This is a genomic window from Nocardiopsis sp. CNT312 (genome assembly GCF_000515115.1).
GTDB lineage: Bacteria > Actinomycetota > Actinomycetes > Streptosporangiales > Streptosporangiaceae > Nocardiopsis.
Genome location: NZ_AZXF01000033.1, coordinates 37,388 through 57,115 on the forward strand (window position 1 = coordinate 37,388; position 19,728 = coordinate 57,115).

Genomic DNA, 19,728 nt, shown 5'->3' on the forward strand with positions numbered 1-19,728 from the left:
GGAGACGAAACCCATGACCACCACCGTGCACCCCACATGCGACCGGGGCCCGCTGATCTCCGCCGAGGGCATCAACGGTGTCGGCAAGACCTACCTGACCAACCGCGCCGTCGAGACCCTGCCCGCTCCGGACCAGCCGTTGATGCTCGACGAGTTCTCCGAACGCGAGCACGGCCGCCACGGACTCGGCGAGAACCTGCTGGGGGCGCTGCGCGAGGCCAGCGCCGGCGACCCGTTCCTGCGCTCGGGCACCCCCATGGCCGAAGCCCTGCTCCTGCTGGCCATCAAACGCCACGACCTGGACACCGTTCTGCCCGACCTGACCCGCGGGCGCGCCGTCGTGGAGGGGCGCAGCATCGACACCACAGCCGTATGCCAGGCCCTTCTCCTGCACCCAGGCGATGCGGACGCCGCCCTGGCCACGGCCACCGCGCTGGTAGAACTCGCCTCCTCCTACCGGCCCCTGCCCGACCTGACGATCCTGGTCACCGACGACGCCGACCAGGCCGTCGTGCGCGCCCAGCGGCGCGACCAGCGCACCTTCACCCCCGAACAGGCCGACTTCATGCGCTCCGCGTGCGCCCTGTATGAGCGGCTCGCCGCCACCGACCCGGCGCGCTACCGCATCATCGACCGGCGCCTCGTCGACGAGTACGAGGCGGCCGAGCGCATCCAGTCCTGGATCCTCGGCACCGGGACTGGCCTGGGGTGTATGCGCGAACCCTTCCAAGGCGCGCAGGCGCCCTGCCTGTGCTGCGGGCAGCGCACGGAACCGGTCTCCGCGTGAGCGCGGCCCACGCAGGGGCCTGCCCGGGCGCAGACAGCTGCGCCCCTCAACTCCCCGCCGGTATCGGGGCCCTGGTCCTGGACTTCGACGGCACCGTCGCTGACAACACCTACGGCCGTGAGCAGGCCCTGCGGGCGGCGCTGCGCCCGCACGGTGTGCACCTGGACGCGGGGTGGTACCGCCGCCACGCGGGACTGTCCATCCACGACCTGCTCACCGCCCTCCCCGGTGGAGGGCAGCTGCCCCACGAGGAGATCATCCACGCCAGCCGCACCCACTTGCTGGCCGCCGTGCACACCATCATCCCCATCGCGTGCGTCGTGGCGCTCCTGCACGCCGCACACCGCGACCGCCTGCCCTGCGCCGTGGCCTCAGGTGCCAGCCGCTTCCTGGTCGAGCCCGGGATCGACGCGCTGGGCCTGGCGCCGCTGTTCGCCGCGGTGGTCACGCGCGAGGACGCTCCGCACGGCAAACCCGCCCCCGGCTTGTACCTGGAGGCCGCCCGACGGCTCGACGTCCCCCCGCACGCCTGTCTGGCTGTCGACGACGCCCCCGACGGCATCGCCTCCGCCCACGCCGCTGGCATGCAGGTGCTCACCGTCGTGGACGGCCACCTGGCACCCGCGACCGCGACGCGACAACCGACCCAGTCCGCCCGATGACGGCCCCCGGCCGCCGCCTCCAGAGAGCCCGCTGATGCCTGTCCTGCACTCCACCAAGAACCTGCACGTCGTCGAGCCGCCCACGCCCAACCGCACCGGCATCGGCGTCTTCACCTACACCGACCACTACACGGTGTTCCACTACGGTCGGATGCCCGACGCGATCCCCGGCAAGGGCGAAGCGACGTGCCGGATGGCCGCCTTCAACTTCGCTCTGCTGGAGGAGGCGGGGATCTCCACACACTTTCGCCGGTTCATTCCCCCGAACCGGATCGAGTTCGACCTCGGCCGCCTCCCGGCCCCCGGAACCAGCCCGCCGCCGACCGACGAGGCCAACCGCCTGATCCCGGTTCAGGTCCTGTTCCGCAACGAGCTCCCCCAGGGCAGCTCCGTGCACCGACGGCTCTCCTCCGGTGCGCTGACCTTGGCTGACCTGAGCCTGGACACCGCTCCCGCAGTCGGTGAGAAGCTCCCGCGCCCGATCATCGAATATGCGACGATGCTCGACGACACCAACCGGTTCGTCACCGCATCCCAGGCCCAGCGGCTGGCCGCCTTGGACGATGACCAGTTCCAGACCATGTGCGCAAGGGCGGTCGCGGTCAACGAGGCGTTGAGCGCCCACGCTCGCAAGCGCGGACTGGACCACTGCGACGGCAAGGTCGAGTTCCTGCTCTCCGACCAGCGCCGCCTGGTGGTCGCCGACAGCCCCGGTACCCCGGACGAGAGCCGCCTGCTGTATCAGGGAGTGCACTGCGGCAAGCAGGTGCTACGGAACTGGTATGTGGATAGCGGGCTGGAGGTGCCGACCAGCAGGCTGATCGCCCAAGGCGTGCCCCGCAGCCAGTGGCCGACCCCGGCGCCGCTGCCGTCGGAGTTCGTGCCAGTGATGTCGGACCTGTACCGGTCTCTGAGCCAGACCTGGACGGGCCAGGCCCTGTGGGACGTCCCGGACCTGGCCTGCGCCACCCGGGCCGTCACCCATCTCATCGGACGCTGATCTCCCGCGACACGGCAGGACCGACCGGCCCCACGGCACCTGGATGCCACGGAACCTACGACAGAACGGCAGGGAAATGGGCGCTCTGACACGCGACCCCGCCTTCCAGGCGACGACCTTCGTGATCATCGACTTCGAGGCCACCACCCCCGCAGGCCACCCGGCCCAGCCTATCGAGGTTGCCGCCCTGGCACTGCGCCACGAGCAGGGCGAGTGGAGGGAGGCCGGCCGGAGCACATCCCTGATCCGGCCGCCCGCGTTCGCCCCGGTCACGTCCGCCAACACCATCCAGAACGGCCTGACACCGGAGCACTTCACGACGGCGCCCACCCCCGCCGAGGCCCTGGGGGCACTGGACCGGCGCTTCACCGCGGACTCGCGGTACCTGCTGGTGGCCCAGCACGCCACCACCGAGGCCAACATCATCCACCACCAGCGCGAGCACTGCCCGACACTGGCGCGCATCGATCTCCTCGACACCATCCCGCTCGCCCGGCACCTCCTCCCGGGCCTGGACAACTACAAGCTCGACACCCTGCTGGCGCACTACAGCATCCCGTTCCCGGCCGACCGCCACCGGGCCTACGCCGACGTCGACGTCACCGCGCAGGTGTTCATGCGGCTCATCGACGCCGCCGACCGCGCAGGCGAACTCCACGACCTCGCGGACCTGGTGAAGGTCGCCGGTCGCACCGCCAAGGCCAACCTGCCCACCCAGCAAGAACTCTTCGACCTGTGACCGCGGATGCGGCACCCGTCTGCTGAAGGGAAAGCACCCATGCCGACGACCAACGCAGCACCTGTAGAGGTGCCGTTCTGGTTCGACCCGCTGTGCCCCTGGGCGTGGATCACCTCGCGCTGGCTCCTGGAGGTGGAACAGGTCCGGCCGGTGCGCGCCCAGTGGCGGATCATGTCGCTGGCCTACCTCAACCTCGTCCAGCGCGGAGGCGAAGGGCTCAGTGCCGACTACCGGGCTCTCATGGACACGGCGTGGGGGCCGGTGCGTGTGTGCGCGGCCGCCGCCGAGCACCGCGGCGACGGCGTCCTCGGGCTGCTGTACACCGCTATCGGCACCCGGCTGCACAACCAGCGGCGGCGCGAGGACCCCACCGTCATCACCGAGGCCCTCGCCGAGGTCGGCCTACCCGAGGCCCTGGCCGCAGCCGCCACGAGCACGGAGTTCGACCAGCGCATCAAGACCTCACACCACGAGGCCTTCGACGAGGTCGGCCTGGACGTGGGAACGCCGGTGCTGCGCATCGCCGGTACAGCGCTGTTCGGGCCCGTGGTCACCCCGGCCCCGCGCGGGGAGGCTGCCGGGCGCCTGTGGGACGGCCTGACTCTGATCGCCGAGGCCGACGGGTTCTTCGAGCTCAAGCGGACCCGGGACCGCAAGGCCTCCTTCGAGTGAACGTGAGCCCTCCGGCCCGGCGACGGCCGAGTCCGGTCAGCCGATGCTGGCCGGCCCTCGGACCGCTCGGGCGATGCGGTGCCCCACCAGGCGCTCGGCCTCAGCAAGCGGGTACCAGTCGGCCCCTGTCACCTCCGACTCCTGGATACAGCCCACATCCACATGCGCCAGCCCGGCGAACGAGAAGCCGATGTCCAGGTGGTAGTGCTCGGGCTCGCCCTTCGCCGGCCGGGCCGGGACCAGCCCGTACTCGACGTAGACGGGGGTGTGCGAAGCGGGGACGACCTGGCTGGGGTCGACGTCGGCCTCCTCGACCAGCTCGCGCACCGCAGCGTCGATCAGCGTGACGTCATCCGGCTCCAGGTGGCCGCCGGGCTGCAAAAGGATCCCGCCGTAGGCGCGGTGGTTGATCAACAGCACCTCATCACCGCGGACCAGCAGCGCACCCACGGTCACGTGCATCGGAAACGTGTGCCGTGAAGCGAAGCCCTCCCCCGCGGTGAGTTGCCGCACCGGTTCGGCCAGCAGATCCGTCTCCTCTGGGTAACGCTCCAGGTAATCGGCCACGACCGCCCTGATCTCGGTGTCACTGATCGCCACGGCGCACCCCCGCACCAACCGGAGAGCCAGGCTCTCCACAACCCGATGTTCGGAAGGCCACGATGCGCGACACGATCAGCTCCATGAGAGACGGCGGCGGAGGAGTTCGCAGCCTACCGACGGAACCGGGCCTGTGTAGGGCCAACGCGTCATCCCACCATCGCCAAGGTGTCCTCGCGGCGCCCGTCTGCCTTTCACTGGTAGGAAGACGCGTGCCAGACCCGCACCGGTCGACCTGCGAAGCAAGGTGGCCGTCGTGACGCCGGATGCCCTCACTGGCTGGGATGAGGACGCCAACGCCGAGGCCTACGCCGCGTTCGCCCGCGCCTTCCCCATGTACAGCGCCACCAGCCGCGACCTCGCCGACCGCGCCCGCCTCACCGACAGCCGCCTGATCGTGGACCTGTGCGGTGGCACCGGCGTGACCGCCCAGGCGATTCTCGACCTCGCCCCGGCCCGTGCCGCAGTCATCTCCCTTGACAACGCCGCCGCCATGCAACGCGTCGGCCAGCGCATCGTGCACGACCCACGCCTGTCCTGGGTCACCGCCCCCGCCGAGCACTTGGCCGAGCACGCGCCGCCCCACCAGGTCGATGCCGTGGTGTGCAACTCCGCCATCTGGAAGACCGACGTGTCAGCCGTGGCCGCCGCGGTCCACGGCGTCCTGCGGCCCGGCGGCCGGTTCGTGTTCAACATCGGCGCCGGCTTTGCCGGCCTCACCCAGCCAAACGGGCAGGGGCGTACCGGGCCTTCACTGGACTCATTGATCCACCGCATCGCCGCCCGGGACTACGGCTACACCCCGCCACCCACGCTCGACACCGGACCGAAGCTTCCCTTGGCAGCCGTCACGCACTTTCTGACAGAAGCAGGACTGACGGTGGTGCACACCGAAGTCACAACCCAACACACCGCCATGGCGGAGCGGAAGGCGTGGCTGTCCATCCCCATCTTCGCCCGCCCCAACGGCGATTTCACCCACGCACAGAGGTTGGACATGCTGGAGAAGGCCTACGCCCGGACCAACCCCGAGGAGACGACGATGACGAACTGGCTGGTCGTCGTGGCTCAGCGAGATGAACCTGGGAGTCCAGCCTTCTAGGATCGCGGCGCCGACGCACGACATTAGTGGGGCAAACTTCCCAAAACGTGCATCAGCTGTGCGTGCGCTGAGCAGGTGGCGGCCCAGGTAGCCGATGTAGACCCGGTTGGCCATGCCCGGCCCAGGTCCGGATGGAAACACAGCCGGGGGCAGCTCCCGTACTCGATGTCCAGCTTGATGTGCGCGTACATCGGCACCCGCCCACTCGGCTCCGCCTCGGAAGGCACGCGGAACAGCCGCCTCTCGTTGAGCTGCCCCGGTTGCGCACGTAGTCCAACTCCTGAGACTCCAGATATAGCGCTCCCCTGCTGACCGGCCAGCCCATCGCTGCTTCCGGCGTACTTGGGCCACCCGCCCTTGCAATGCCCTGACCAGGCCCCGGCCAGCCTTGATAACGGCGACCGTGATGCCTTCGATCTCTGATCGTGACCTTTGCCCGTCGGGCTCGAATCGACCACCCGGCGACTCCAGAAACTCCGTCCTGCAAGGGACTCCGCATCGCCAACAGCCCTCCCGAGTGGGGTTTTGCCCTTGCTTGTCCTTTACTTTCCGATTCCTAGAATCTTGCTCCGTACCCTGTCCGACCAGGTGAGCAGCCCTCAGAGCTCCCGTGATCCTGCACGGAGGTGCCGTGCACGTCCCCCAGTCCTCTCGCTTCCCCTGGCGAGCGGCCACGGCTGCCGCGCTGCTCACCCTCACCGCGTGCAGCACACCAACGGGTCCCGAAGCGACGGACGAACCTGACGCGAGCAGCACCGCGACCGTCGACCCGGTTCAGGCCGAAGCCGCGCTGGAGGCCTACCGGTCGGCTCATGACATCTACATCGACATGCTGCAAGGCCAGCGCAGCCCAGATGACGCCCAGGTCGAACTCGAACAGCTCAGCAGCGGCCAGGCCCTTGAGTCCTTCACCAACGACGCCCGGAACTTCGCGGAGGCCGGGGTGACCTTCGAAGGCGACCCCACCTCGGACCCCGAGGTCACCGGGTTGGATCTCGACGCCGATCCCCCGGTTGCGACCATCACCGACTGCTGGGACGACACGTCCTGGCAGCCGGTCAACGGGGACGGACAGCCCTTGGAACACGTTGACGGGCCTTCCCGGCGAGTCATCAACGCGCGCGCCGAACGGCACGACGACGGCTGGGTGCTGACCCTGATGAGCCCGGAGGAGGGGCGCACATGCTGACACGGTCGTCTCTCACAGCCGCTCTGGTCGGTGTGCTCCTGCCCTTCGTGCTCGCTGTTCCGCCAGCCGCGGCCGATGGCCACGTGATCTGCTCAGACACAAAGGGAGAATGCATCATCGTCGCCGAGGACGGCGACTCCGAAGCGGGCAACGACAGCCCCACCACAGACGAGACGGACGCCGAAGACGAACCCGCCTGCGAGATCGTGGACAGCGGAACCGCCACCTGCTCAGTCACGGTCGGCGGAGGCGGCGGCACGTCCCCGGTCCAGGTGGCCGCCCAAGCCATCGAGATGCTGCCGCTGCCCGTACCCGAGATCGGCCTGGCCCCGGACCCGTCCACGACAGCGCTCGCGGGGATGCCCGTGTGGCTGTGGGTCGAGAACCAGACCTGGACGACGGTGAGCCGCACCGCGACAGCCGGGTCGATCAGCGTGACCGCCACCGCCACCCCCGACCGCGTGGAGTGGGACATGGGAGACGGCTCATCGGTCACCTGCTACAACGCCGGACGGCCCTACACCAGCGGCGCGTCCTCCTCGTGCACCCACACCTATGAGAGCCCCAGCCGGTCGGGCCCGTACACAATCACCGCGACGGTCTACTGGCGGATCACCTGGGCGGGCAGCGGCGTTTCCGGCGGCCAGACCCTGTCCCAGACCTCGACGGCGACGCTGCCCGTCAGCGAGGCACAGGCCCTCGTCCAATAGGCCCCCTGCTCTCCCCGCCCTCCTGTCCCACCCGTTCTCCTGGAGAGGTACCGCGATGCCGGCCGCGCCGACGCGTTCCCCGCAGCACCGGACCGGGGCCAGCGATGACCAGCACATCGCCTCGGCCCCCTCGATCGCCCCGCCCGCACGCCGCCGCCCCTGGCTGATCGTGCTGGGGGTCCTGCTCATCACCACATGTGCGCTGGCAGGGGCGGCGCTGGTGCAGTCGGCGGGGGCCCGATCGCAGGTGCTCGTGGTGGCGCGGGACGTGCCCATGGGCCAGGTCGTGACCGGTGAGGATCTGGCGTTCGCCCAGGTGTCCGCCGACGCGTCGGTGGAGACGGTCCCGGCCGAACAGGCCGATGCGGTGATCGGACAGACCGCACTCGCCGACCTGGTGCCGGGCGAGCTGGTGACACTGTCGAAGGTGGATGCGTCTGCCCTGCCCGAGCCGGGGCACCAGCTGGTCGCGATCGCGTTGCGCCCCTCGCAGCTGCCCGCCCAGGGGTTGCGCGCCGGTGATGTGGTGCAGGTGGTCAGCACGCCCGGTGAGGGCGCGGAGGTGCCCACGGAGCTTCCGGCGTCGGTGAGCGCAACCGTGCTGCGCGTGGGCGAGCCCGACATGGACGGTATGACGGTGGTGGACGTGCAGACGCCCGACACCGACGGCGCGGTGTTGGCCGCGCGGGTGGCCACGGGCCGTATCGCGCTGGTCGTGGAGTCCCCGGCTGGGGGTGGGCGCTGATGCTGGTCTGTGTCGCTTCCGCCAAGGGCTCGCCCGGTGTGTCGACCGCGGCCCTGGCGATGGCCCTGGCCTGGCTGAGCCCGGTGCTGTTGGCCGAACTCGATCCGGCGGGCGGGGACCTGCGGCCGCGGATCATGCCGTCGCTGACCGGCAGCCACCAGCTGCTCAATCTCGCCTCGGCGGACACGCTGACGTCGAAGGACGTGGCCGCCCAGGTGGTTTCGCTCGACCCTCCCGGCCACACCAAGGTGGTGCTGCCGGGCTTGTCGGATCCGACCACGGCGGGGGCGCTCTCCCAGACCTGGCCCGACCTGGCCGAGGTGCTGTGCGGGTTCCAGTTGCGGGAGGGCCAGCCGTCGTTGGACGTGGTCGCCGACTGCGGACGGTTGGGCGTCGAAACCCCTCAGCCGGTGCTCGCCCGTGCCGACGCGGTACTCGTGCTGCTGCGGGCACGCCTGGATTCGGTGGCCGTGACGGCGCCGGTCATCGCCCGGCTGAAGAAGTCCTGCGCCGCGCCCGTGCTGCCGGTGCTCGTCCAGGACGGCCCCTACGGGGCTCGCGACATCGAACGGACCCTCGGGCAGCGGTGCGCACGGCTGCCCTACGACCCGGCGGGGGCGGGGGCCCTGGAGTCGGGCCGGTGGGGACGCAGGTTGGACCGGTCCGCGTTGTTGCGGGGCGTGCGCGCCCTGGTCGGCGATCTGGTCCAGGCGCACACGCGCACTGGCGGGGAGGACCTCGTGGCGTTGGAGGCCCGCCGTGGTTGAGCTCGACGTCCTGCCCGGTGCGGCGCTGGAGCTGGACTGGGCCGTGGTCCGCCAGTTGCGCGACGTGGTGGTGGACCGGCTCAGTTCCCACCGGGTACCTGAGGCGCACCAGCGCGAGCACGGGCGCGACATCATCCGCCGCACGGTCACCTCGTGGGTGCAGGAGCAGGTCAGTACAGGTTTCCGTCCCGCCAGCGCGTACACGGCCCAGTTGCAGCAGGCGATCTTCGACGCGGTGTTCGGGCTGGGGCGGCTGCAGCCGCTGCTGCGCGCCGATGTGGAGAACATCGAGATCCACGGCTCGGACACCACCTGGCTGCGGTTGCAGTCCGGGCAGCTGGTGCGCGGCCCGGCGGTGGCCGACTCCGATGAGGAGCTGGTAGCCGAGCTGCAGTTCCTCGCCTCGCGTGCCGGGCGCAGCCTGTCGGCGTCCCACCCGCGGCTGCACATGGAGCTGCCCGACGGTTCGCGGCTGGCGGCGGTCATCGCGACCACGCGCCGCCCCCAGGTCGTGATCCGGCGGCACCTGCTGCAGAGCGCGACGGTGGAGGAGCTGGTCGCCAAGAAGGCGATGACGCCGGGGCTGGCCCAGTTCTTGGGTGGTGCGGTGCGGGCGCGGCGCAACATCGTCGTCTGCGGGGGCCAGAACAGTGGGAAGACCACACTGATCCGGTCGCTGGCCGGGCTGATCCCCGCCCACGAGCGGTGGGCCACGGCCGAGCAGGAGTACGAGCTGCACCTGGACAAGCTGGGCCGGCATCCGCACCTGGTGGCCTTCCAGGCCCGTGAGGGCGGCTCCGAGATCGGGGTGGACGGGCGTGCGGCCGGTGAGGTGAGCCTGCAGGAGATCGTGCGCGACAGCCTGCGGATGAACCTGTCGCGGATCGTGGTGGGCGAGGTGCGCGGCTCCGAGGTCGTGCCGATGCTGGACGCGATGTCCACCGGTGACGGCGGGTCCATGTGCACGCTGCACGCGCGTTCGGCCCACGACGCCGTCGAGCGTCTGGTGGTGCTGTGCGGACGCTACGGGGTCGCACCCGAGGTGGCCTACCGGTGGATCGCCGGGTCGGTGGACCTGATCGTGCACCTGCAGATGTGGGATGAGACGGCTGTGGGCGGCGCCAGGACGCGGTTCGTGGGCCATGTCGCCGAGGTCGTGGGGATGGGTGAGGGCGGCCGTCCCGCGCTCAACGACCTGTTCCACACCCCGGGCGGCACCGGTGAGGCCGTGCCCACCGGCATCGTCCCGCAGTGCGCCGAGGAGTTGCGGCGTGCCGGTTTCGACCTGGGCTGGCTCCAGGTGTCCCCGTCGGCGAACGGGGGTCTGTGGTGACCCCGATAGGCGTGCTCGCCTCGGTGTGCGGCGCAGGGTTGGCGTTGGGCGTGGTGCTCGTGGTGGCCGGGCTGGCCCGCAGCACCCCCTCCCGCAGACGGGGGCGGGTGCGGGTTCCTGTGAGCCGCAGGCAGCTCGCGCTCGGCGCGGCGGGAGTGGTGCTGGGGGCTGCCGGGTGGGCCCTGACCGGGTGGGTGCTGGCCATCGTGATCGCCCCGGCCGCGGTCGTGGGTCTGCCCTACCTGTTGGGCGGCGGCAAGCAGGCCCAGCTCGGCATCGCCCGTTTGGAGGCCGTCGAGGAGTGGGTGCGGCTGCTGGCCACGCGGTTGAGCGCGGGGATCTGGGTCGAGCAGGCGCTGATCTCCAGCGCGGGGTCGGCCCCGGGTCCGATCAAGGCCGAGCTCGCGCGGCTGAGTGCGCGTATCCGCTCCGGGATGGCCACCCCTGACGCCTTGCAGGCCCTGGCCGCCGAACTGGCCTCCCCGGTGGGGGACCTGGTGTGCGCGGAGCTGCAGCAGGCCAGCCGCAACCGCGGCCAGGGGGTGGCCCACGCGCTGACCCAGTTGGCCGAACTGGTCTCGGCCGAGGTGGCGATGCACCGCCAGATCGAGGCCGAGCGCTCCAAGCCCCGCACGACGGCGCGGCTGGTCATCCTGCTCACGGTGGGGGCCGGTGCGGTGCTGGCGGTGTTCGGTGACTTCATGGACCCCTACGCCACGGCCACCGGTCAGGTGGCGCTGGCCGCGGTGGTGGCGTGCTTCGTGCTGGCCATGGTGTGGATGCGCCGCCTGACGCACCCCCAGCCGGCGCCGCGGTTCCTGGTCGAGGAGGGGTGATGGCTGTTCTTCCCCTGGCGCTCGGTGCCCTGTTGGGGTGGGGGCTCACCCTGCTCGTCGCCGGTCTGGTGCCCGTCCATCCCGACCTGCGGACGGTGGTGCACGCCCCCGCCGCCCAGCAGGGTGCGCCGGGTGAGGGGTGGCGGGCGCGGGCCCGGGTGCACCTGGAGCGCCTGGCCGCCTCTTCCCTGATCCGTGCCCCGCGCCAGCGCCTGGCGCTGGCGCGCATCAGCCCGGCCCGCTATGCCGCCTACAAGCTCGGTGCTCTGGTGGCCGGGGCGGCGGTGCCCATGCTGGTCTCGGCCGTGGCGCTGCTGACCGGTGCGGCGCTGCCGGTCGCGGTGCCCGCCGGGTTCACTGCGGCGTCGGCGGCCATCGGTTTCGTGCTGCCCGATGCCCTCATCCGTCAGCGCGCGGACCGCGCCAAGGCGCAGGTGCGCGAGGCCGTGACCGCCTACCTGACGTTGACGGCGCTGTCGCTGCGCGCCGGGCTGGGGTTGGACGCGGCACTGATGGAGGCGGCGCGGGTGGCCGACAGCTGGATCTGGCGCACCATCCACCAGGCCCTGGACCACGCCGTGCTGGCGCGCCAGCCCGCGTGGGAGGGGCTGCGTGCGTTGAGCCGGGACCTGGACGTGCCCGAGCTGGTGGATGTCGCCGATATCGCGATGACCGGTTCGGAGGGCACCGCGGTCGCCGACGCGCTCATGGCGCGCGCCCGGTCCCTGCGCCACCAGATTCTGGCCGAGCAGCGCGGCCAGGCCAACGAGATCAACGAGAAGTTGGTCGTCCCCATCGCGCTGATGGGGCTGACGTTCCTGGCGATGCTGTTCTACCCCGTCATCAGCCGACTGCTGGACACCACGATCTGAACTGGAGTTGCCCATGGTTCCCGTGCTCTTCACCGCCCTGCGCCAGCGCGTGTCGGACCTGCGCCGTGCGCTGTCCACACCGCGGCGCACCGACGACGCTGGTCTGGGCACGCTGGAGACGGCGATCATCGCGCTGGGGGTGATGGGTCTGGCGATCGCCCTGGTCGCGGCCATCACCTCGGCGGTCAACGCCCGCCTGGAAGGCATCCAGTAGTGCGGCGGCCCCGGGCCGCCGAGCGGGACCGCGGTTCCAACACCCTGGAGACGGCCATCCTCTTCCCCGCCGTCCTGCTGCTGGTCATGGCGGCCATCCAGGCCGGTCTGTGGTACTACGGGCGGTCGGTGGCCCTGGCCGCGGCCCAGGAGGGGGTGTCGGCCGGGCGCGCGGAAGGGGCCTCGCTGGCCCAGGCCTCCCAAGCCGCCTCGGCGTTCGCCGCCGACCAGGGGCGCGGCATGCTCGGCCAGACGAGTGTGTCCACCGCCGGTTCGACGGCCGCCCGGGTCCACGTGAGCGTCTCCGGGCAGATCGTCTCGCTGGTGCCGGGGGTGCCCATCGCGGTGTCCCAAGAGGCGTCGGGGGCCGTGGAGCGCTGGACCGGGCCATGAGCGGACGGCGTAGCGACGAGGGCAGTTCCACGCTGGAGCTGGCCGTGCTCTCGGTGGGGCTGCTGCTGGTGCTGTCGGCGATCATCGCCATCGGCCGGATCCAGATCGCCTCGCACGGGGTGGAGGAGGCGGCGCGGGCGGCGGCCCGCGAAGCCAGCATCACCCGCACCGCGTCCGAGGCGCGCGGTGCCGCCCTGGGCTCGGCGCAGGCGACGCTGGCCGAGCAGGGTCTGACCTGCCAGGGCGTGAGCGTGGAGGTCGACCTGTCCGACTTCGGCAAGCGGGCCGGAACGCGGGGTTCGGTCACCGCCCACGTGTCCTGCCACGTCCCGCTGTCGGATGTGCTGCTGCCCGGCTTCCCCGGGCGGATGCGTATCGACGCCCACTTCGACAGCCCCATCGACACCTACCGGGAGAGCAGTTGACCAAAGACGACCGGGGGCAGCTGACGCTGTTCTTCGCGATCGCCGTCGTGGGCCTGCTGCTGGTCGCGGGGCTGGTGGTGGACGGCGGCGCCCAGATCCGTGCGGCCCAGAGGTCGCAGGCCGTGGCCGAGGAAGCGGCGCGCGCCGGCGTGCAGGCCGTGGATCTGGACGCGCTCATGCGCGGGGAAGGCGCCCGCGTGGACCCCCAGCAGGCCCGTCTGGCCGCCGAGTCCTACCTGCGCGCTTCCGGTGCCGACGGCACTGTGGCCGCGGGAACCGAGGCGGTCACCGTCGAGGTGACCTTGAGCGAGCCCACCCTGTTCCTGTCCCTGATCGGTGTCGGTGAACTCTCCGTATCCGGATCCGCCACCGCCCGTCTCGCTGTGGAGGGCACTCCATGACACACCCCGTCCGCTCCATCCTGACCGGCGCGGCCGCGACCGTAGGGATCGCGTTGATCGTCGTCGGCTTCCCGTTGCTGCTCTCAGCGGTGGGGCATCCACCCGAGCTGGGCGGCTGGTCGGTCCAGGCCGCCGTGGACGCCCTCACCCGCCCCGATGACGGCACCCTGTTCCTGACCGCGTTGACCGTGGCGGCCTGGGCCAGCTGGGCGGTCTTCACCGCGCTCATCGCTCTGGAGGCGGTGGCGCAGGTGCGCCGCCGTCCGGTGCTGCGCGTTCCCGGGCTGGGGTGGGCCCAGGCCCTGGCCGCGGGCCTGGTCTCCACCGCGGTGGTGGGCCTGTCCGGGCAGAGCGCGATCGCCGCCACCCCCGACGTCGTACCGGTGCAGACCGTGCAGGCCCCCACCGGTGAGGCCGCCGTGTCCGAGACCGTCCCCGATGCCGAAGCCGCGGGTCTCAGTGAACAGGGCGCGCAGGATCCGGTGGGCCGCTACGTGGTGCGCGACGGCGACACCTACTGGAGCATCGCCGAGTCCGAGCTGGGGGCCGGGCAGCGCTACACCGACATCGTCGAGTTGAACGCGGGCCGGACCATGGGCGACGGTGTCGTCCTGACCGGCGACGAGTTTCCCACGCCGGGCTGGGAGCTGGTGCTGCCCGTCGGCGCGTCCCGGGACGCGCCGGTGCTGGAGGAGAGCGCGGAGGGGACCGTGCACACGGTCCAGGCCGGTGAGACGCTCTCGCACATCGCGTTGGAGCACCTGGGTGACGCCAACGCCTACCCTGAGGTCTTCGACGCCAACGAGGGCCGTCCACAGGCTGTGGGCGGATCACTGACTGACCCCGACCTCATCCACCCGGGATGGAACCTGGCCATCCCCACCGCAGGCCAGGCCGCTGAGTCCCCGGCCGAGGACAGCCACGGCGCTGAGGACACAGAACCCGACCGCCGCACCGAAGCCGAGGAGCCCTCTTCGGCGCAAGAGACGCCCGCGGGCGGTGAAGGCGCCGAGGAAGAGACGGGTTCGACCGAAGAGGACAGCGATCCACAGCCTGTGGACGAATCCCCCGCGCCCTCCCCTGCTTCCGCTGCACCGGTCTGGGAGGCGCCGCAGGCCGAGGCCGCAACCGACGACATCGTCATCGACGCCACCCTGGCCGCCGACGACGCCGACACCCCCGTCTCCCTGGCCCCCATCGCGGGCATCAGCGCCCTGGCCGCCGCCGGCCTGGCCGGGGTCCTGCTCAGGCGCAGACGCGTCCAGCAGCGCGACCGCCGCCCCGGGCACCGCATCGTCCAGAGCACCGACCCCGACATCGTCCAGGCCGAAGAGGACCTGCACACCGCGGCCGACCCCGCCTCGGTCGAACTCCTGGACCGGGCCCTGCGCAGTCTGTCGGCCAAGTGCGCCTCCACACGCACCCCGCTGCCGCACATCCTGGGCGCACGCCTGGACTCGGAGTGCGAACTGCTGGTCTCCGAAGGCCAGGGCATCCCCGTGACACCCTTCCGGCGGGTCGACGACCGCACCTGGCGGGTGGAGACCGCCTCAGCGGCGCTCCTGGACGAGGAGACCGCACGCCAGATCCCCGCCCCCTACCCGGGCCTGGCCACGATCGGACACGACAGCTCGGGCACCCAGATTCTGCTGGACCTCCCCCAGGCCGGCGCGATCGGCCTGACCGGAGAGGACACTGCGGTCACCGAGGTGCTCACGTCGCTGGCCGTGGAGCTGAGCACCTCACCGGCGGCCGACCACGCCATGGTGACCTGTATCGGGCAGGATGTGGCGCCGGGACTGGCCCAGATGGTCAAAACCCAGCGGGTGCGCGCCTTCCACAGCATGGACGAGTGCCTCAAGGAGCTCGAACTCCAGACACTGGAGTACGCCTCCACCGGGCCGAGCGAGGACACCGCACCCGAGGTCGTGCTCTCCGACCAGCCGCTGAGCAGGCAGCACCTGGACCGGCTGAGCCGGATCCTGGGCTCGTCGGCCGCACCGCCCATCGCGCTCATCGCACGCGAAACAGCGGCCGACCGGCTTCCCGGCCCCTGGCACCTGCACGCCGACGGCGAGCAGGCCCTCACCGTGCTCGGCGGGACCGCCGTCACGCTCCAGCGCGTCTCCCGCGCCGCCTACGCCGAGATCAGCACACTGCTGCGCACCGCCGAGGTCTCCGCCAGCGTTCCCGCGCCCGGCTGGGAGCAGGTCCCCCAGGAACAGCACCTGGTCGCCTCGACCGCAGTGACACCGCAGAGCCAGGCGGCGTCCCTGGACGCGCTGATCGGCCTGTCCACACCGGCCGCCGCGGCACCGTCGTTCACGGACCCGACCTACCGGCCCGCGCCCCTGCACGAGTACGAAGTCCAGCTCCGTGTCCTGGGCAAGGTGGAGATCACCGGCCCCGACACCTCGACCGTGGAACCGGGCCGCCAGCGCTCCCTGACCGAGCTGGCGTGCTACCTGATGCTGCGCCCCGACCGCACACCCGACCAGATCTCCCGCAGCATGGGCGGCCCGCGCGGGCCCTGGACCGCCTCCACACGCAGCGGCCACCTGAGCAGGCTCCGCGCCTGGCTGGGCCGCGACAGCACCGGATCGCCGCACTTCCCCACCCAAAAGAACGGCACCTACGCCCTGGCCCCGAGCGTGGGCTGTGACTGGGACCTATTCCAGAAGCTGGCCGGGCTCGGGCTGGCCGAGGACAGCCAGCGCGCCACGACCCTGCTGGAAGAGGCCCTGGAGCTGGTGCGGGGCGAGCCCTTCACCGGTGTGGGCCTGGACCGCTACGGGTGGGCCGAACCGCTCAAGCCGGAGATGAACGCGGCCATGGTCGATGTCGCCCACACCATCGCTGCCCGCCACCTGAGGGACGGCTTCCTGGAAGCGGCGCGCACCGCGCTGCTCAAGGCGCTGGAGGTCGACCCGGCGTGCGAACTGCTCTACCGGGACCTGTTCCGCGTCGAGTACAAGGCCGGCCACCCCGAGGCGATCTCACGGGCCCTACAGCGGCTCCACATCGCCTTGGACCGGCTGGATCTGGAGATGTCGGAGGAAACCGAGAAGCTGCTCCACCACCTTCACATTCCCTAGTCCAATTACTCGAAGAAGCCGGAGAGCCTTCTTTTTGAGGAGGAGCAGGAAGATCAGACTTTCAGTTTGACTTTTCCCGATACGCATATGCTAGGTTTCCCTCAAACGTCCATACGGCTTCTGGGGGTAGTCTCAATGGCACAGAAAGTTCAGGTTCTCCTCGTCGATGACATCGAGGGCGGAGATGCCGAGGAAACAGTCTCGTTCGGGCTCGACGGAACCGTCTACGAGATCGATCTGAACGGTTCCAACGCCTCCAAGCTGCGCGAGGCGCTCTCACCGTTCGTGCAGGCAGGGCGCAAGGCTCCGATCAAGCGGACCAAGTCGGCGGGCAAGGGAGGCCGAGCGGCGTCCAGCCGTGAGCGCAGCGCGGAGATTCGCGCGTGGGCCAAGGCCCAGGGCAAGTCCGTCAACGAGCGGGGCCGCATCCCGGCGTCGATCGTCGCCGAATACGAGGCGGTCAGCCAGTAGCAGAGATTCCGGTGCTGCCAGGGCGATGGGATCGCTCTGGCAGCACCGTCTGTTTTCAAGACGAAGACAGAGAACCAGCCGCAATAAATGTACTGGCCGCCACATAGACAGCTCTCTCCACGCTATTGCCGACCAGTGAAGTCAGCGTGCTTACGGTCCTTGACTGAAACCTGAATCTCCGCAAAGAGGCAGTCCCAAGGGCGGGTCTTCGATACGATCCACCTCCAAGCTGACCTGACGACCGGTCGATGAGAGAGCAGGCCATGGCGAAGTCGAAGAAGGATGCGAAGCGGGAACGTCGTGCCAAGCGGCTCGCCGAGCGTGAGAAGCGGTTCGAACGCCATGCCGTCCTGACCCGGAAACGGCAAGGTGATCCCCGGTTTGCACAGGTCACACACCACGACGACGGTAGTCGAACCGTCTCAGTCCCTCCGCATGTGAGCGAGCTGCTCCACGAGCAGTTGGACAGGTTTCGTGAACGGTTCGGGCGCGACCCTCATCCTGACGAGCCCGTCTTCTTCGATCCGGATGTTTCCGGGGACTCACCTGTACCCTTCCCGGCCGACGCCATGGAAGAGACGATGCGCGCGGCAGCGGAGAGCTTCGAGGGCGACCCTCACATGCAGTCGTTGGCTCTTGCCACTGCCGACGTCGGCTACATGGTGACCTCAGAGAACGCTCACATGTTCTCGGCACATGAGGTCGAAGCCTTCGAAGAGGCGGCCCGGGAACACCTGGACAGGCTGAACGCAGATGAGAAGCCAGAGGTCCCGGACAGCATCACAGGAGTGGCACGGCAGCATCTGCTTGACTGCGCCACGGCGATGCTCACCGAGCAAGGATCCGGGGATGTTCCACGCAAGGTCTTGAACCAGCTTCTCAAGGACGAGTCAGGGCTTGGTGACGAGGAGACCGGTGTACTGGTCAGCAGTCTCGTCGCGACCGCTCTTGGCTGGCTCGTCACCGCCAAGGAGTACGGGGTCGGCGAGGAGGACTTGAACGAGGCCGTGAACTGGGTCGCCGAGCATTTCGGCGGCATCGACTACGCGGGACCGGCAGCAGCCGTCGCGACAGCCCTGTGGAACGGTTCTCTCCCGCAGCGGTTCGTACAGAATCCTCAGCAGGGAGCGACGTTCAACGACCTGCACCAACTGCTCGGCCAAGACCTGATGCCAGCCATGCTGTGGCTGTGCACCGGTTTGGTCGCCACGTTCGCAGATGGTGACGTGGAGTGGTTGGCGTCCTTGGGCTGAGTCCCGGGTCGCTCCACTCGAACGACGCTTCCCTGGTAGCTCGTGGCAACCGAAGCACCCCTGTTCACCTGACATGCATGAGGCCGGTCGTGCCCGAGTCTCTGCCTGAACTCAGTGGTACGCCCCGGGCCACGTCTGTACCAGCATGTACCAGATCGGTCCACGCTCTCTTCAACCACATGTATGACACGTGCGACGGTGTGCGGACAGTGCTCACCCCTCGACATGAACGCCCGGTGCATGCACCAGCCCGTGCCAGAGCCGTACCACGCACCGGGCAGTGTATGCCGCTCTCATTCTCAACTATTCATCGGGATTCTGATCCTTCAGGAAGGCTCTCCTCGGATGCTGCTCTTTCCATGATCGAACGCGCCCATCTCCGTGACTTGCCGAAGCGCTCGGCAAGCCTTCTTTCCGAGAGTGGACTGGCTACCCGAACACTCTCTTTGTAGGCGTGAACTGCCTGCTGGTCGATATCGGCAATCTCATGACGGCTCGTCGGATTCTCCCGAGCGTTTGAGCGCACCAACCACATCAGCATCTCGTAGCAACCGACCAGGGCCACGGCCGGCCAAGCCGCGACGATGGATCCGACCATCCCGTTCCGCCAGCCATGGGCGACGTTCGCTGCGAGGGTTGCGGCGATCCCCACCCACAATAGGAGCCAGGCTAGCCAGGGTGCCTTGATTCCCACTCTGGCGGAATGCAAGATAACCATCGATGCCGCGTAAACCAAACCGTCGATGGTCAGAGGAATCATGATCGCTGTTATTCCGCTCTCACCGTATTCAGTGACCACAGCGTACGCATGCCGGTAGGAGACGATCGCGGCGATGATCGCCACGCCACAGACAACGAGCTTTGTGGTTCCACGGATGAAGCGATCTGTTGTGTGCCCTTCTACCTTCTCGGCTTCCAGAAGCCACCTCGCCTTCTTCTCACCTGCAACCGAGAAGAAGGGCCAGGCGTGCGCTTGTGACGAGGAGGGGATCTGGAGGATGCATCGCTCACAGCAGAAGCAGACCGGAGCTCCGTGGACATGTGCCCCTGCAGACGCCTTCAGCACTGGCGCATGGCATCGTTCCCAACGAGAGTTGAGTCCAGATCTGTGGTTTCTGTGCTCAGGTCTGTCATGAGCCGATCACGATGTCGAGGAGCACATCGCCACCGACCATCTGACCCAGTGATCTGCGCTGGGGCACCGCAAATCATGGAAGCATCTATGCCCAGCGAGAAGGTCCGGAACAGCTTGATGGCCGCATCTCGACCACGCGACACATTCGCGGCAAAATTTCTGCTAAGACCAGCAGAGTGATGGCCTTGACCTGCGGATACTACTCAAATCATCATCTGACTACGGATCAGAAGGTTGGGGGTTCGAGTCCTCCCGAGTGCGCCACCGTGAGACAGTGGAGAGAACGCCCGGACCTGCACCAACAGGCCGGGCGTTCTCTTTTGTCCGC

At 69.5% G+C, this 19,728-nt stretch carries 22 protein-coding genes; 20 read left to right on the forward strand and 2 right to left on the reverse strand.

The window, feature by feature from the left end; translation table 11 throughout:
- The first annotated feature begins 13 nt into the window (after window positions 1-13).
- The 5 genes from B042_RS0115230 (at window position 14) to B042_RS0115250 (ending at window position 3,860) form a co-directional block, all read left to right on the forward strand.
- Complete coding sequence (locus B042_RS0115230; RefSeq protein WP_028649036.1) at window positions 14-787, forward strand: thymidylate kinase; 774 nt, start codon at window positions 14-16, stop codon at window positions 785-787.
- Entirely contained in the window at window positions 784-1,449 is a 666-nt protein-coding gene (locus B042_RS24420; RefSeq protein WP_197024328.1) for an HAD family phosphatase, read from the forward strand. Before B042_RS0115230 ends, B042_RS24420 begins: the two co-directional genes overlap by 4 nt.
- A gap of 34 nt (window positions 1,450-1,483) precedes the next feature.
- Entirely contained in the window at window positions 1,484-2,449 is a 966-nt protein-coding gene (locus tag B042_RS0115240) for a phosphoribosylaminoimidazolesuccinocarboxamide synthase (protein WP_028649037.1), read from the forward strand.
- A 76-nt stretch (window positions 2,450-2,525) separates the two neighbouring features.
- Window positions 2,526-3,188, forward strand: a complete 663-nt coding sequence (locus tag B042_RS0115245; protein ID WP_028649038.1) for a PolC-type DNA polymerase III — start codon at window positions 2,526-2,528, stop codon at window positions 3,186-3,188.
- A gap of 39 nt (window positions 3,189-3,227) precedes the next feature.
- Window positions 3,228-3,860 carry a DSBA oxidoreductase gene (locus tag B042_RS0115250; RefSeq protein ID WP_028649039.1) on the forward strand — a complete coding sequence of 211 codons (633 nt, stop codon included), beginning with the start codon at window positions 3,228-3,230 and terminating at the stop codon, window positions 3,858-3,860.
- Between the two features lie 36 nt (window positions 3,861-3,896).
- On the opposite strand, the gene B042_RS0115255 is transcribed toward B042_RS0115250, so the two are convergent.
- The gene (locus tag B042_RS0115255; protein ID WP_028649040.1) at window positions 3,897-4,460 is read right to left on the reverse strand and encodes an NUDIX hydrolase; all 564 of its coding nucleotides are present in this window, start codon (window positions 4,458-4,460) and stop codon (window positions 3,897-3,899) included.
- Window positions 4,461-4,716: 256 nt separating this feature from the next.
- Between B042_RS0115255 and B042_RS0115260 the strand changes: the two genes are divergently transcribed.
- The 15 genes from B042_RS0115260 (at window position 4,717) to B042_RS0115330 (ending at window position 18,265) form a co-directional block, all read left to right on the forward strand.
- Complete coding sequence (locus B042_RS0115260; RefSeq protein ID WP_028649041.1) at window positions 4,717-5,562, forward strand: class I SAM-dependent methyltransferase; 846 nt, start codon at window positions 4,717-4,719, stop codon at window positions 5,560-5,562.
- A 631-nt stretch (window positions 5,563-6,193) separates the two neighbouring features.
- Entirely contained in the window at window positions 6,194-6,751 is a 558-nt protein-coding gene (locus tag B042_RS0115265) for a hypothetical protein (protein WP_051415726.1), read from the forward strand.
- On the forward strand, window positions 6,745-7,461 hold the full coding sequence (locus B042_RS0115270; protein WP_028649043.1) for a hypothetical protein: 717 nt from the start codon (window positions 6,745-6,747) through the stop codon (window positions 7,459-7,461). The genes B042_RS0115265 and B042_RS0115270 overlap by 7 nt, the downstream gene beginning before the upstream one ends.
- A 55-nt stretch (window positions 7,462-7,516) precedes the next feature.
- Complete coding sequence (locus B042_RS0115275) at window positions 7,517-8,206, forward strand: SAF domain-containing protein (protein ID WP_231494108.1); 690 nt, start codon at window positions 7,517-7,519, stop codon at window positions 8,204-8,206.
- Window positions 8,206-8,973 carry a hypothetical protein gene (locus B042_RS23375; RefSeq protein ID WP_051415723.1) on the forward strand — a complete coding sequence of 256 codons (768 nt, stop codon included), beginning with the start codon at window positions 8,206-8,208 and terminating at the stop codon, window positions 8,971-8,973. Before B042_RS0115275 ends, B042_RS23375 begins: the two co-directional genes overlap by 1 nt.
- Entirely contained in the window at window positions 8,966-10,306 is a 1,341-nt protein-coding gene (locus B042_RS0115285; protein WP_028649045.1) for a CpaF family protein, read from the forward strand. The genes B042_RS23375 and B042_RS0115285 overlap by 8 nt, the downstream gene beginning before the upstream one ends.
- Entirely contained in the window at window positions 10,303-11,142 is an 840-nt protein-coding gene (locus tag B042_RS0115290; protein WP_028649046.1) for a type II secretion system F family protein, read from the forward strand. The genes B042_RS0115285 and B042_RS0115290 overlap by 4 nt, the downstream gene beginning before the upstream one ends.
- Window positions 11,142-12,014: a type II secretion system F family protein gene (locus B042_RS0115295; RefSeq protein ID WP_036555213.1), complete on the forward strand. Its 873-nt coding sequence runs from the start codon at window positions 11,142-11,144 to the stop codon at window positions 12,012-12,014. Before B042_RS0115290 ends, B042_RS0115295 begins: the two co-directional genes overlap by 1 nt.
- A gap of 13 nt (window positions 12,015-12,027) precedes the next feature.
- On the forward strand, window positions 12,028-12,228 hold the full coding sequence (locus tag B042_RS0115300; RefSeq protein WP_028649048.1) for a hypothetical protein: 201 nt from the start codon (window positions 12,028-12,030) through the stop codon (window positions 12,226-12,228).
- Window positions 12,228-12,620 carry a TadE family protein gene (locus B042_RS0115305; protein ID WP_028649049.1) on the forward strand — a complete coding sequence of 131 codons (393 nt, stop codon included), beginning with the start codon at window positions 12,228-12,230 and terminating at the stop codon, window positions 12,618-12,620. Before B042_RS0115300 ends, B042_RS0115305 begins: the two co-directional genes overlap by 1 nt.
- Entirely contained in the window at window positions 12,617-13,045 is a 429-nt protein-coding gene (locus tag B042_RS0115310; protein ID WP_036555215.1) for a TadE/TadG family type IV pilus assembly protein, read from the forward strand. The genes B042_RS0115305 and B042_RS0115310 overlap by 4 nt, the downstream gene beginning before the upstream one ends.
- Complete coding sequence (locus tag B042_RS0115315) at window positions 13,042-13,446, forward strand: TadE/TadG family type IV pilus assembly protein (protein ID WP_028649050.1); 405 nt, start codon at window positions 13,042-13,044, stop codon at window positions 13,444-13,446. The genes B042_RS0115310 and B042_RS0115315 overlap by 4 nt, the downstream gene beginning before the upstream one ends.
- Window positions 13,443-16,541: a BTAD domain-containing putative transcriptional regulator gene (locus tag B042_RS0115320; RefSeq protein WP_028649051.1), complete on the forward strand. Its 3,099-nt coding sequence runs from the start codon at window positions 13,443-13,445 to the stop codon at window positions 16,539-16,541. The genes B042_RS0115315 and B042_RS0115320 overlap by 4 nt, the downstream gene beginning before the upstream one ends.
- A 135-nt stretch (window positions 16,542-16,676) precedes the next feature.
- Window positions 16,677-17,012, forward strand: coding sequence for an Lsr2 family protein (locus tag B042_RS0115325; RefSeq protein WP_028649052.1), 336 nt, complete (start codon window positions 16,677-16,679; stop codon window positions 17,010-17,012).
- 263 nt (window positions 17,013-17,275) lie between these two features.
- Window positions 17,276-18,265 carry a hypothetical protein gene (locus B042_RS0115330; protein WP_155989118.1) on the forward strand — a complete coding sequence of 330 codons (990 nt, stop codon included), beginning with the start codon at window positions 17,276-17,278 and terminating at the stop codon, window positions 18,263-18,265.
- Window positions 18,266-18,572: 307 nt separating this feature from the next.
- Here the strand turns inward: B042_RS0115330 and B042_RS25135 are convergent, their stop codons facing one another.
- Window positions 18,573-19,142 carry a DUF2637 domain-containing protein gene (locus B042_RS25135; protein WP_255342349.1) on the reverse strand — a complete coding sequence of 190 codons (570 nt, stop codon included), beginning with the start codon at window positions 19,140-19,142 and terminating at the stop codon, window positions 18,573-18,575.
- Window positions 19,143-19,728: the final 586 nt, after the last annotated feature.